This window comes from Aureibacter tunicatorum, from assembly GCF_036492635.1.
In the GTDB taxonomy this organism is placed as follows: Bacteria; Bacteroidota; Bacteroidia; order Cytophagales; family Cyclobacteriaceae; genus Aureibacter; species Aureibacter tunicatorum.
On sequence record NZ_AP025305.1, the window covers coordinates 2,674,860 to 2,688,604 of the forward strand.

Consider the following 13,745-nt stretch of genomic DNA (forward strand, 5'->3'; position numbering starts at 1 on the left):
AATAAAAAAGGTCATCATGAAAATCATGATGACCTTTTTTCATATCCTTCTTTTATTTAATAACCTAAAGCATTCATAATTTTCTCATTCAGTTTTCTATTTTTTCCTTTGAAAGGGTGGCAATGAATATGGATAGCAGGATTGAAATTCAGCTCAATGATACTGTAGTTATCTGATGTAGCTGGTTCAGCAATATTATCAATCATCATATCCAAGCCCGTAATTTTGACATTCAATGCTTTCATTGCCTTTACTGCAATATCTTTATAAGATTGATGAATATCATCCGTAAAATCAATACTATCGCCGCCAGTACTGATATTTGAATTCTCCCTTAAATAAACAACTTGCCCTTCTTCAGGAATAGAATCAAAATCCAAACCTTGGGACTTTAGGAACATAGCCTCAGCTTCTCCTTTGGCAATTTTTTCCAAAGGAGTCTTATACCCTTTTCCCCTCAAAGGATCTTGGTTCTTTAAATCCACCAATTCCGCAATTGTATGCAACCCATCTCCCTTGACGTTTGCGGGCACGCGATGCAGTATTCCAACCACTTCATCCTCTATGACGAAAATTCTAAACTCTCGCCCTGTGACAAACTCTTCTACTAAAATGGTGTCATCATGTTCAAATGCTATTTCCACAGCTCTTTCATAATCCTCTACCGAATCATTGGACTTCAAAATGCTTATTCCTAATCCAAAATTGGTTGATTTAGGCTTAACGACAATCGAACTGCCTTTTATAAGTTGAAAATACGACTTGGCTTTTTCCATATCAAAGAAGCTGTCACCTTTTGGGACTTGTATGCCTGACTTTTCAAGCACTTTCTTAGTCACCACCTTATTCTCCATCATTAAGATACTGCTGTAATTATCCAATGACGTTTTTGTCGCTTGCACAACATATTCTTCATGGCCGAATTTCTCAAGTCTGATAAAGTTTTCAGGCCTGTCAATGAGCTCTATGGACACACCTCTTTTCACTGCCTCTCGCATCAATAATTGAGTGGATAATTCCATATCCATTTTACCATGGAAATTATAATTTTTGCCTTTTACTGACATTCTATGCTTTTGAGCCATGGACATATGCCAATTCACATAATCATCCGTGTTGTTCATTTCCTTGAGTATTTTGGCAGACAATCTTGACTCAGAATGCTCTACCAACCTCTTCATTTCTTTCATCGCTGACGCATAATCATCAGGCAAATCTTCAACAGAAAGTTTTCTTTTTAATTTTTGATAAAAAGACTCCAAGTATTTTTGCAAACTAATTGAATTGCCATTCTCATCAAACATCCTCACTCTTCCGTCTAGACCAAAATCAGCAGCAGTTACTTGATTGTGATGGGAAATTTTCTGATGTGTTACATCATAATGACTATCATCTTCAAGCAATCCATAAATTAAAAGCAAATGAACCATTTTCAAATTAATCTCAGATAAACCCGAAGCTTCGAAAGGGTCCAAATCTATATGTCTAACTTCTAGATGCGTAATTTTCTCTTGAGAATTTTCTTTAATTCTTAAAGCTGAATAGTTTTCCTTAGCGAAGTTGATGACTTTGTCTTCAATCAACTTGTTAATGCTATTTTTATAATTATTGAAACTAGTATAATCTAATATAAATTCTTTTTCATTTCTATATCCGCATCTGCCAACTCTAAAAGATGTCGCATTTTCAGCATAACATGTTTTGCCATAATTGACAATATCATCGCATTTGCAGATATACTTATAATAGGAAGAATGAAGCGCAGGACTAGCGCCAAGCAATGCCACTAAAAACCAATGGTTTTTCATGTAGTTCGCAGCGATTTTCATGTACACTCTTTCCTTGAACGCATCATAATCCTCCACTAAATTAGTATTGGACTGATACAGCACCTTCATCACATTCTCGCTCAATGAATAATTAAAGTGCACTCCAGAAACTAACTGCTTTCTTTTCCCATATATCGCTGACAAATGTTCTCGATAAGACTCCAATTCTCTGCCATTTTCACCATAGCTTGCAATGGGAATAAGATTTTCATCTTCCGGCAAAATGGGCGGCATGCTTTGAGGCCACAAATACTCTCCCTTTTCCAAAGAGGCGTCGACGATCTCATGAATCGTCTTGATAAAGCCAACCGCTTCATCAATGTTTTCTTGCACTGGTGAAATCATCTCCACCTGACTCTCCGAAAAATCCGTAGTGATATAAGGATGCGTTAATTTATCCCCCAAAGATTTCGGGTGAACAGTCAAGGACATTTCACCATTCTCTTTTACTCTTACATTTTCTTTCTCAATGCCAAACTCTCCTTCCAGCAATTGAGTTAGCTTTATCTTCCCGCAGTCCATTTTCTTTAAATTCAATTAGCTAAAGCTTTTTCTTTTTCAACTTGAAAATCTGAATATTGATTTGATTCAAGCGATCTCATTGTTTTTTGATAAATAATAGAGATCACCAATCCTCTAAAAAAAGTACTTATAAAAATCGTCCACCAGACACCATCAATGCCCAACATATCAGGCCGAGCCAGAAACAATGCCAATGGAATTCTGGATAAAAGTATCAAAATATTAACTCTGGCAGGCAACTTTGTCTCGCCTAAACCATTGATTAAACTCGTCGTAAGCATTTCTATGATCATAAATACTTGAGACAGGCCTACGATTTGCAAATATCTCATCCCAATCTCAACCGTTTTTTGATCTTGGACAAACAATCTCATCAATGGCTCTGATTGGGTATACAACAATAAAGTCATCAAAACTCCAAAGACCAATGCCATTCTTAAAGTTACCCTGTAAGCCTCTTTTATTCGACCATATTGCTTGGCTCCAAAATTTTGACCTGAAAAAGACATCATAGCTCCTGATAACCCTCCAATGGTCATAAATGTCATTGCCTCAAGCTGGTGGCCGACTTTCTGAGCGGCAATAGCTTCCTGCCCCCATTCCGCCACTATCTTGCCTATCGCAATACTCGCTAGTGAAAATATAATACGCTGCACAGAAGGTGAAACACCTAATTTAACAATAGGAATAAGCACCTCCCTATTCAACTTCGCCTTCAAATCCCCTAAATAATCCCTATGCTTGTAACCATAAAACAGCAATGCCACAATAAGCTGTGACAAAAATGTAGCTAAACCAGCTCCGTTAATTCCCATTCCCAATACATAGATAAAAAATGGAGTCAACACCAAATTGATTCCGATACCTATTGATCTAAATCTGAAAGGCGTTTTTGAGTCGCCGTGAGACATGCTAACGCTAGCCAAAACGTTGGTTGTTTGAGTAAAAACCAAACCTAAAGCCATCCAAACAAAATACTCATCAAACCCTCCTTCAACAGAAAGATTAAAAAAACTTCCCAACCAAGGCTTTCCTATAAACATCAATACTGTGAACAGAAGAGACAAAGCCCAAGTTGACTTCACCGCATTCATTGCTATAACTTTAGCTTCATTGCGATTTTCAGCCCCTAAAGCGTGAGATACTCTAATACTGGTTCCTACAGTAATGATAGAACTTATCGCCCATATCAAGTGCGTATAGAACCCAGACACCCCAACCGCTGAAACGGCCTGACTTCCTAATTTCCCCACCCAAAACATGTCAATAATATTATTGGCAAACTGCATGAAAGATGTTCCAATCATCGGAACTGCCAATAACAATATGGACTTTGATATGCTACCTTTTGTCAAGTTATTCATTTTCCTACCCTCAATCTTCTTACGTCCCCATCCAGGAGGCTCAAAGCTATTTAAAACTATGATTGATTATATTTAATTCGTATTTCGCAAAAACACGAACATCAAAGATTTTAAAAAAGCCCAATAAAATTTTATTCCTATCAAGCTCATCATCTACAAAGCTGCTTGGCTCTGTATATCTATTACAACCCAACTGAAAATCCACCTATGCATCAACAGCATGTTTGAATTTTCAACAAACCATCAAATAAACTTTTCACTTCGCTCCAATTGCCGTCATTTATACAATATCTAATTTTAGGAGTTTCAATATGTCCTTGAATTATCCCTGAGTCTTTCAATTCTTTCAAATGTTGCGATAATGTAGACTTGGGCATAGAAAGTTCTTCAGACATATCACCACTATAACAACAAGGTTGTTCCAGCAAATATTTTACTATATGCACCCTTGCCGGATGGCTTAATGCTTTCGCATATCTTGCAAGCTTTACATGTTCTTCGGCTACATTTTTCATTTCGCAAAAATACGAACTAAATTCAAAGTTTCAAAACATCCTCTCATTCATTTCGTAAAAACACGAACTAAATATTAAATCCACACCACCTCTGTTAAATAAAAAAACGACAGAATATTAATTTAGTCCGTCGTTTTCTTTTAAATATGTCTAAGATTATATTTTACAACAACCTTGTTATTTTATATTAAGAAGCTGTTTCTTCAAGCTCTTCTTTCTTTTCAACCACAGCATTATTGGCAATATCAGCGAAAAAGTCATTCCCTTTGTCATCGCAAATAATGAAAGCAGGGAAGTTTTCTATTTCGATCTTTCTTACCGCTTCCATTCCTAGCTCAGCAAAATCAACCACTTCCACAGACTTGATATTTTCTTTTGCCAAAATAGCCGCAGGTCCTCCAATCGAACCTAAATAGAAACCTCCATGAGTTGCGCACGCATCAGTTACTTGCTGCGTTCTATTTCCTTTGGCCACCATGATCATCGATCCTTTCAAGGCTTGGAACGGCTCAACATATGGATCCATTCTACCTGCGGTAGTTGGCCCAAAGCTACCTGAAGGCATTCCTTCCGGAGTTTTTGCTGGCCCTGCGTAGTAAATTGGATGACTCTTGAAGTACTCCGGCATAGGCTCGCCATTGTCAATCATCTCTTTGATTTTAGCGTGAGCCATATCTCTTGCCACTATCAAAGTTCCTTTAAGATTCAATCTTGTCTTGATTGGATATTTTGAAAGCTCGGCCAATACTTCTTCCATTGGTCTGTTCAAATCCACTTCAACAGCCTTTTCAAGATTCGGAGCTACCGCTGGAACAAATTTGGAAGGATTTTTCTCAAGTTGCTCTACGAAGATTCCTTCTTCGTTGATTTTAGCTTTGATATTACGGTCAGCGCTGCAACTAACACCTAGCCCAACTGGACAAGAGGCAGCGTGTCTCGGCAAACGAATCACTCTAACATCGTGAGTAAAATATTTACCCCCAAATTGAGCTCCAATAGCACTTTCTTGGCATATTTGCTGAACCTTTGCTTCCCATTCCAAATCCCTGAACGCCTGACCTCCCATATTGCCTTCAGTAGGCAAATGATCCAAGTTACCAGCTGAAGCTTCCTTAACAGCTTTCAATGTCGATTCCGCTGAAGTTCCGCCAATTACCAACGCTAAGTGATATGGAGGGCAGGCCGAAGTACCCAAGTCCTTTATTTTCTCATGAATGAACTTCGTCAAATTCTCCTCATTCAACAATGACTTTGTTTGCTGATACAAATACGTTTTGTTCGCAGAGCCTCCGCCTTTGGCCATAAACAAAAATTCATATGAATTTCCATTCTTAGAATATATATCTATCTGAGCCGGAAGATTAGTGCCGGTGTTTTTCTCCTCCACCATTGTCAATGGCACTACTTGAGAGTACCTCAAGTTACGCTCCTTATAGGTCTCATAAATTCCTCTGGATAAATGCTCGGCATCCTCAGCTCCTGTGATTACGCTCTCTCCTTTCTTAGCCATCACTATAGCTGTTCCTGTATCTTGGCAACTTGGCAACTGTCCCTCGGATGCAGTCGAAGCATTTTGCAACAATGTATAAGCTACAAATCTATCATTATCAGTAGCCTCGGGATCTTCCAATATTTTCGTCAACTTCTCAAGATGCGAACCTCTCAAATAAAAAGACACATCTGACATGGCCTCTTTTGCCAAGATCTCGAGTGCTTTTGGGTCAACTTTAAGAAATTTTCTTCCATCAACTTCAATTGTGGAAACGTACTCTGAAGTGATTTTTCTATATTCAGTAGTATCCTTTTCTATTGGAAAAGGTTTTTGATAAAAAAACTCGCTCATATTTATCGATACCTATTTGTTGTTTATTTGGAAAACACTATTTGCGTCACCCATAACAAATATAAATATTGATCTTAAATAAATTGATGAGCTAACTCATATGCTTGCAATTAACTTTTAATTTTGAAAAATTCTAAATTATGAACTGCATTTTGCCTTAATTTTTGGAATAATGACTACAACCGCACTTTTTTACTCTTCTAATGTCATTTCTGTCATTAATATCCCAAGCCAGAGTATTAATACCTTCAGTCATATTTTGTAATACTTTTGAATCTTCAACTAAATACGTATTCAAATAATGACTGCCATACATTCCACTGACTTCTAAAGGGTCCGATATTATATTAGTGACATCTTCTCTATAGCCTATCAAGTTTTTTGGAACTTTCTTTTTATTTAATTCTTTTACAACTCTTTTATCCGAAGATAGGTACATTATGTTCAATTGATTAATAAAAGGCTCAGTCTGCGTCAATATCATTGCCACTGAATTCTTGGGCTGTGGATGCAAAATTCGATCGCCTAATCTACTTGACGGGATGTTCAAAACTATTTCCAGATCATTGCCCTCGTTTGCCATAGCCTTCAAAAAATTTTGCAAACTTCTAATTTTAGCTGATTTCAATTCTTGATAATCGTATTTTCCCAACTCTTCATATTTGATATCATAAAGCAACAAAGCCTTTGACTCTCTATTGCTGATTTTATCGCCATCGGCCTTTGTAAAAATTCGATTATCGATATTTGGCTTTGGAGCAATCACGGCAACATTATCTTTTGTGAAATATACATCGACAACGACTTTATCCAACCTATCCTTTGTATCATAAAAGTACGTTGAAATATCAACACTTCTTGGACCCGCTATTTCAACAAAAGACACTTTATCTTTTTCCCTGCTTTCATCATCCAACACCTCGCCTCCAACTTTATTATTAACCAAAACCCCAAAAAGCCCAACCGCTATAATACTCAAAAATAATTTCACACCACCTCCTTTTTATACTATCCAACCTCACCCAACTTTTATTGTTTGAGCATTCATTGAGCGTATAAATTTCCTTTAGTGTTTTCATGAGAATTATTTTTGATTAATTTTACCGCAAACATCAAACAGATTGAAACATGAAAAGAATCATCTACCCAGCGATAGCTTTAGCCATTGGCTTTGCTAATTTTTCTTGTGAAAATAAAACTAAAGAAAAGCAGGAAACAATTAAGGAAGAAGTAATTGAGTCGGCAAATGACGCTACAATCAATAGTTCAGTCCTGAAATTGGATGAAAATTCAATCGAAGTAAATTGGACGGCTTTCAAAACAACTGAGAAAGTAGGCGTAAAAGGCAAATTCGATCAAATAAAAGTATCAAACTTGAATGCTTCGGAAACTGCGACTGATTGCATCAACGGAATTGAATTCGAAATCTTAACTGCCAGCACAAACTCAGGCTTGGAAATCAGAGATAATAAAATCACTGAGTTTTTCTTTGGTAAAATGGCAAATACAGAGTCTATCAAAGGAAAAGTTATTAGCATTGATGAAAATGGAAATGCAACGGTTTCATTGACCTTAAATGATGTAACTAAAGAAACTACTGCCACTGTAAACATCGAAGACAATACTGCTACGATGACGGGCACTATAAACCTTGATGAATGGAATGGACAAGAAGCTGTCAAGTCATTGAATGAAAAATGCGAAGGGCTTCACAAAGGCAGTGATGGAATAACAAAATTATGGCCAGATGTTTCTTTCGAAATAAAAGGGAAACTTGCTCCACAAAAAATAGGATAGAACTAAATTAACATATAACTCTTACCCATTAACACACTGGGTAAGAGTTGATTACCCCCCAACAATTTATTGTATTATTTCTTTAGTTGAATTCCTTATTATAAGTTTAGTCTGATAAACAAACTTCTCAGCCAGATTTACATTTTCATCCTCACTCTGCTTCATTGTTTCCAACAATACCTTCATCGCTTTCTCACCCATATCTCCCGCCGGCTGTGAAATCGTTGTCAAAGCGGGCTCTAAATATTTAGAATACGCAAGGTCAGAAAACCCAATTACAGAAACATCTTCAGGAATCGACTTTCCTAATGACTTTACAGCTTGCATCGCGCCTACAGCTATTCGATCGCTAGCTGCGAAAATCCCATCTACTTCAGGATGTTTTTGCAATAGTTGCAAAGTCTTTTCAAATGATTTTTCTTCATTAAATTCACAATGTACTACCAATGGATCAAATCCAAAGTCCTCGCAGACTTGTTTATACCCCTCTTCTCTTTCGGTAGCATTGATTAATTTTTCGGGTCCTGCCAAATGAGCCACATTCAAACAGCCTGTTTCAAACAATAATTTCGAGGCATTCATTCCTCCAGTAAAGTCATCCACCAGCACTTGACTTACACCTAAATCATCATTCCCGCGATCAATCAACACATAAGGAAAATTCCTTGCTTTTAAGCTTTCCAAATACTTCAAATCCTTTGTCGACGAAGCCAAAGCCAAAATAAGCCCGTCGACTTGATGATTTATCAAGCTTTTCAAATCCGACAACTCACGCACTGAGTCTTCATGAGATTGGCAAATTATTAAGTTATAGCCATTCTGATACGCTATATTTTCAATACCTCTGATAATCGACCCAAAAAAGCTATTATCCAAATCAGGCACAACGACACCTAAAGTATATGATTTGTTCTGCAATAAACTTTGAGCTTGCTTGTTAGGCTCGAAATCCAGCTCCTCCACCAACTTCATGACTTTTTCTCTGGTTTTCGCACTTACGTCATAGCTACCCTTTATCGCTTTCGAGACTGTTGACACAGATACCCCCAATCTATCGGCGATATCTTTCATTCGTATGGACTTCGATTTTGCCATATAAAAAAAATACAAATTTAAAACTACCTATTCAATATCAAGGACTATGAACAAATCTACTAAATAAAACGAAAACGGTTTCGAAATCGCTTGAGTAAATTTTTTCTCAAAGACATTTTCAAAATTAACCCATCATGACTATCTCTGTTTTAAGCAAGTGCTTATAAATTATAAAAATACAATTTCAACACCACTAGCATGTTCGACTTAACCGATAAAGTAATTGTCATCACAGGAGGCTCCGGCGCATTAGGAGGCTCAATGGGGAAAAGCTTAGCTTCAGCTGGAGCAAAAGTTTGCATTCTAGATCTCAGAGAGGAAGCCACTAGCAAAAGAGTGGATGAACTAAAACTCATCAGCGATAAAGTGTTCGGCATTGCAGCAAGCGTGCTTGACGAGCAACAACTTGAAAACGCTAAAAACAAAATCTTGGAAAAGTGGGGTCGCATAGATGTTTTAATCAATGCTGCCGGAGGAAACATGGCCGGAGCCACGATTGGACCCGACCAAACCATATTTGACTTGAAAATGGGCGATTTTCAAAAAGTGGTAGACTTAAACCTTAATGGAAGCGTATTGCCCAGCTTAGTTTTTGGTAAAGTCATGGCTGATCAAGGCTCCGGAGTTATGATCAACATCTCGTCCATGTCTGTATCAAGAGCTCTTACAAGAGTTGTTGGCTATTCAGCGGGCAAAGCAGCTATCGAAAACTTCACTCGCTGGATGTCCGTGGAAATGACTCAAAAATTTGGATCTGGAATCAGAGTAAACGCCATTGCTCCTGGATTTTTCATCGGTGAGCAAAATAAAGCACTATTGACAAATCCGGATGGCTCATATACTGACAGAGGAAACACTATCATCCAAAACACTCCTATGGGTAGATTTGGAGATGCTGAAGAGCTTAATGGAGCAATTCATTACTTGTGTTCAGATGCCGCAAGCTTTGTCACTGGCATAGTGCTTCCAATTGATGGAGGATTCAGCGCTTTTACTGGAGTTTAATTTTTTCATTTTTCATCACATATTATGGCATTAGAACAAACATGGAGATGGTATGGTCCCAATGACCCTGTTAGTCTCCAAGACATAAAACAAGCCGGTGCAACAGGAATTGTAACCGCATTGCATCATATCAAAAATGGCGAAGTTTGGTCTGTAGAAGAAATCATGGCAAGAAAAAACATGATAGAATCAGAAGGGCTCTCTTGGTCTGTTGTTGAGAGCATTCCAGTCCATGAAGACATAAAAAAGGGCAAACCATCACGCGAAGCATACATCAACGCATACAAAGAAAGCATCCAAAACTTAGCGAAATGCGGCATAGATACAATCTGCTATAATTTCATGCCAGTCTTGGATTGGACAAGAACAGATCTTTCTTACCAAGTTGAAGATGGTTCGGAAGCCTTGAGATTTGAAGCGGATGCCTTTGCCGCTTTTGAGCTTCATATACTTAAAAGACCCGGCGCTGAAACTCACTATAGCTCTGATCAAAAAAACAGAGCGAAAACTAAGTTTGACTCGATGACTGATCAAGAGATTCAAACACTCACAAACAATATAATCGCCGGCTTGCCAGGCGCTGAAGAAGGCTATTCTTTAACTGAATTTCAAGGTGTTTTGAATGAATATTCAAACATCAATGAAGACAAACTAAGAGAAAATGTCGCTTATTTTCTTCAACAAATTATTCCTATCGCTGAACAATACGGAGTGCGAATGGCTGTGCACCCGGACGACCCTCCATTTCCTATATTAGGTCTTCCAAGAATCATAAGCACAGAAGAAGACCTTAATTGGTTTTTGAATATAGTGAAATCTCCAAGCAATGGATTTACCATGTGCACAGGATCATTTGGTGTGAGAGAAGACAATGATCTATCTGGCATGATCGATCGTCTTGGCAAGCATATACATTTTATTCATTTGAGAAGCACCCAGAGAGACGACAATGGTAATTTCCATGAAGCCAACCACCTAGAAGGAAATGTGGATATGTATGAAGTCATGAAATCGTTGATTCTAGAACAAAGAAACAGAGTTAAAAATGGACGCATGGATACTCGTATGCCTATGCGACCTGATCATGGACATAAGATGATAGATGATTTAACTAAAAAGACCAACCCAGGCTATTCTTGTATTGGAAGACTGAGAGGTCTCGCGGAGCTAAGAGGATTAGAAATGGGGATAGAAAAAAGTTTGAAAAAAGACTAAAACCCATAACAAAGCCAGAAATAACTAACCGGCTTTAAATCATCTCATTAATTTTTCCATTTAAACCAAACCAGAATGAAATCAGGAAAAATCGTCACCTTCGGAGAAATCATGTTGCGTTTAGCCACCCAAAATAATAATAGAGTCATTCAATCCTCTAGTTTTGACGCCGCATACGGAGGCAGCGAAGCGAATGTCGCTATAGCGTTGGCTAATTTTGGCTTTGACGTTGAGCAAATAACTAAGCTCCCAGAAAATCCATTAGGAGATACAGTTATAAGCGAACTCCGCAAGCACAATGTAGGCACTCAATTCATCTCACGAGGAGGTACAAGATTAGGTATTTATTTTTTGGAAGTGGGCAAAGGCTGTAGAGCAAGTCAAGTTACTTACGACAGAGAACACTCTTCATTCACTACTGCTATTTCTAAAGAATATAATTGGGAAGAAATTTTCAAAGATGCTGAATGGTTCCACTTCACAGGCATTTCACCGGCACTATCCGAATCTGCTTATGAATTAACCTTATCAGCAGTCAAAGCCGCTCATAAATCTGGTTTAAAAATTTCCATGGATCTGAATTACCGATCAAAATTATGGAATTGGGGCAAAGATGCCAAAGAAGTTCTCCCTGAGCTTGTAAAATACTGTACAATTGTTCTTGGAAATGAAGAGCACATGCAATCAGTTTTGGGCATCGAAAGCCTAAAAACTTTAAATGAAAACCAAACTCAGTTGCTTGAAAACATTTGCATTGAGACAAAAAAACGATTCCCGAACCTTGAAACTGTATCCTTAAGCATCAGAAAAGGAGCTTCCGCTTCTCATAATCAAGTGTCAGCCGCTTTACATCATAAAGGCCAATTTGCCATCGCAAAAGAAATTGAAGTTCCGGACATTGTGGATCGTGTAGGAGGTGGAGATGCCGCTATGGCTGGTCTTATCGCTGGTTTGCTATTATTCGATAATTCAGAGGATATAATCAATTTTTCTGTAGCATCAGGAGCAATCAAGCATAGCATACATGGCGACTTCTCTTTAGCATCTATCGAGGAAGTCAAAGCATTAGCCAGTGGTCAGAGTGCTGGCAGAGTATCTCGATAACTCTTTTTCATTCACTTTCAAACTTCGTATCAATCATGAAGAAATTCTTAGATCATAATTTTTTACTTTCCAATACAACCGCGGAAACACTCTATCATGAGCATGCTTCAAAGATGCCTATCATCGACTATCACTGTCATTTAAGCCCGAAAGATATCGCTGAGAACAGGCAATTTGAAAATTTGACTCAAGCTTGGTTGGAAGGAGATCACTATAAATGGAGAGCACTGCGAGCAAATGGCATCAATGAAAAATTCTGCACAGGACAGTCCTCCGATTTCATAAAATTTCAAAAATGGGCGGAAACGGTTCCTCATACAATGAGAAACCCTCTCTATCACTGGACTCATATGGAGTTAAAGCAAGTTTTTGGAATTAATGAGCTCTTAAATCCGAACTCCGCTGAGAAAATCTACGCTGATACTAACGAATTACTCGCTAAAAAAGAATTTGGGTGCCAAGGACTGCTTAGAAAATTCAATGTTGAAGTTGTCTGCACTACTGACGACCCAATCGACAGCCTTGAATATCATCAAGCAATCGCTAAAAGCGATTTTTCAACGCAGGTACTGCCCACTTTCAGACCTGATAAAGCTTTCGCTATTGAAAACCCCAAAACATATCGTAAATACTTAACCGAACTATCTAAAATTGTCGGCTTTGAAATTGATTCTTTTGAATCATTAGTAAATGCATTGCAATCAAGAGTTGACTTCTTCCATGCCAATGGATGCAGACTTTCCGACCATGGATTCACTTCATTGCCGAATGCAGATTTCAACACAAATGAAATCATTGCTATTTTCAAAAATTTCCTATCTGGAAAATCTATTTCAAATCTTGAAGTTGAAAAATTCAAATGCGCAGTGCTGGAAAAGCTTGGCCAAATGTATCATGAAAAAAATTGGACGCAGCAATTCCATATTGGAGCAATAAGAAACAGTTCGTCAAGAATGTTCAACCTACTTGGTGCTGACGCAGGCTTCGACTCGATTGGAAACCCCACAAATGCTGAAGCTTTAGCCTCAATGCTGGACAGATGGGATAAAACAGATCAATTAGCCAAAACCATACTATACAATCTCAACCCATCCGACAACTATATGTACGCGACCATGATCGCAAACTTCCAAGATGGAAATACCGCAGGAAAAATACAATTTGGCTCAGGCTGGTGGTTTTTAGACCAAAAAGAAGGTATTGAAATGCAACTCAACGCATTGTCGAGTCAAGGTCTTCTTAGCCGTTTTGTAGGTATGCTAACTGATTCTAGGAGCTTTCTATCATTCCCTAGACATGATTATTTCAGAAGAATTCTATGCAACCTTATTGGCAAAGATGTAGAAGAAGGACTTCTGCCAAATGACATTCTATGGCTTGGAGAGATGGTGGAAAATATCTGCTATTACAATGCTAAAAACTATTTCAAATTCTAATTCACTTACTCAAACTGAAC

Annotated in this window: 11 protein-coding genes; 5 read left to right on the forward strand and 6 right to left on the reverse strand. The window is 38.0% G+C overall.

Going from position 1 to position 13,745, the window contains the following annotated elements:
- Positions 1-56 precede the first annotated feature (56 nt).
- The 5 genes from gshAB to AABK36_RS11550 all read right to left on the reverse strand — a co-directional run bounded on the left by gshAB (position 57) and on the right by AABK36_RS11550 (position 7,064).
- A complete protein-coding gene (gene gshAB, locus AABK36_RS11530) occupies positions 57-2,366 on the reverse strand; it encodes a bifunctional glutamate--cysteine ligase GshA/glutathione synthetase GshB (protein WP_309938879.1) in 2,310 nt (769 codons plus the stop codon).
- Positions 2,363-3,715, reverse strand: a complete 1,353-nt coding sequence (locus tag AABK36_RS11535; protein ID WP_309938878.1) for an MATE family efflux transporter — start codon at positions 3,713-3,715, stop codon at positions 2,363-2,365. Before AABK36_RS11535 ends, gshAB begins: the two co-directional genes overlap by 4 nt.
- A 212-nt stretch (positions 3,716-3,927) precedes the next feature.
- Positions 3,928-4,230: an ArsR/SmtB family transcription factor gene (locus AABK36_RS11540; RefSeq protein ID WP_309938875.1), complete on the reverse strand. Its 303-nt coding sequence runs from the start codon at positions 4,228-4,230 to the stop codon at positions 3,928-3,930.
- 187 nt (positions 4,231-4,417) lie between these two features.
- Positions 4,418-6,073: a fumarate hydratase gene (locus AABK36_RS11545; protein WP_309938874.1), complete on the reverse strand. Its 1,656-nt coding sequence runs from the start codon at positions 6,071-6,073 to the stop codon at positions 4,418-4,420.
- A 157-nt stretch (positions 6,074-6,230) separates the two neighbouring features.
- On the reverse strand, positions 6,231-7,064 hold the full coding sequence (locus AABK36_RS11550; protein ID WP_309938873.1) for a hypothetical protein: 834 nt from the start codon (positions 7,062-7,064) through the stop codon (positions 6,231-6,233).
- Between the two features lie 137 nt (positions 7,065-7,201).
- Between AABK36_RS11550 and AABK36_RS11555 the strand changes: the two genes are divergently transcribed.
- Positions 7,202-7,870: a YceI family protein gene (locus AABK36_RS11555; protein WP_309938872.1), complete on the forward strand. Its 669-nt coding sequence runs from the start codon at positions 7,202-7,204 to the stop codon at positions 7,868-7,870.
- 66 nt (positions 7,871-7,936) lie between these two features.
- On the opposite strand, the gene AABK36_RS11560 is transcribed toward AABK36_RS11555, so the two are convergent.
- Positions 7,937-8,965 (reverse strand): LacI family DNA-binding transcriptional regulator, encoded by a 1,029-nt coding sequence (locus AABK36_RS11560; RefSeq protein ID WP_309938871.1) that lies wholly within the window; start codon positions 8,963-8,965, stop codon positions 7,937-7,939.
- Between the two features lie 198 nt (positions 8,966-9,163).
- Between AABK36_RS11560 and AABK36_RS11565 the strand changes: the two genes are divergently transcribed.
- The 4 genes from AABK36_RS11565 (at position 9,164) to uxaC (ending at position 13,725) form a co-directional block, all read left to right on the forward strand.
- Positions 9,164-9,970 carry an SDR family oxidoreductase gene (locus tag AABK36_RS11565; protein ID WP_309938869.1) on the forward strand — a complete coding sequence of 269 codons (807 nt, stop codon included), beginning with the start codon at positions 9,164-9,166 and terminating at the stop codon, positions 9,968-9,970.
- A 24-nt stretch (positions 9,971-9,994) separates the two neighbouring features.
- Positions 9,995-11,185 (forward strand): mannonate dehydratase, encoded by a 1,191-nt coding sequence (gene uxuA, locus AABK36_RS11570; protein ID WP_309938867.1) that lies wholly within the window; start codon positions 9,995-9,997, stop codon positions 11,183-11,185.
- Positions 11,186-11,260: 75 nt separating this feature from the next.
- A complete protein-coding gene (locus AABK36_RS11575; protein ID WP_309938866.1) occupies positions 11,261-12,289 on the forward strand; it encodes a PfkB family carbohydrate kinase in 1,029 nt (342 codons plus the stop codon).
- Positions 12,290-12,324: 35 nt separating this feature from the next.
- Positions 12,325-13,725, forward strand: a complete 1,401-nt coding sequence (gene uxaC / locus AABK36_RS11580; RefSeq protein WP_309938864.1) for a glucuronate isomerase — start codon at positions 12,325-12,327, stop codon at positions 13,723-13,725.
- Positions 13,726-13,745 lie beyond the last annotated feature (20 nt).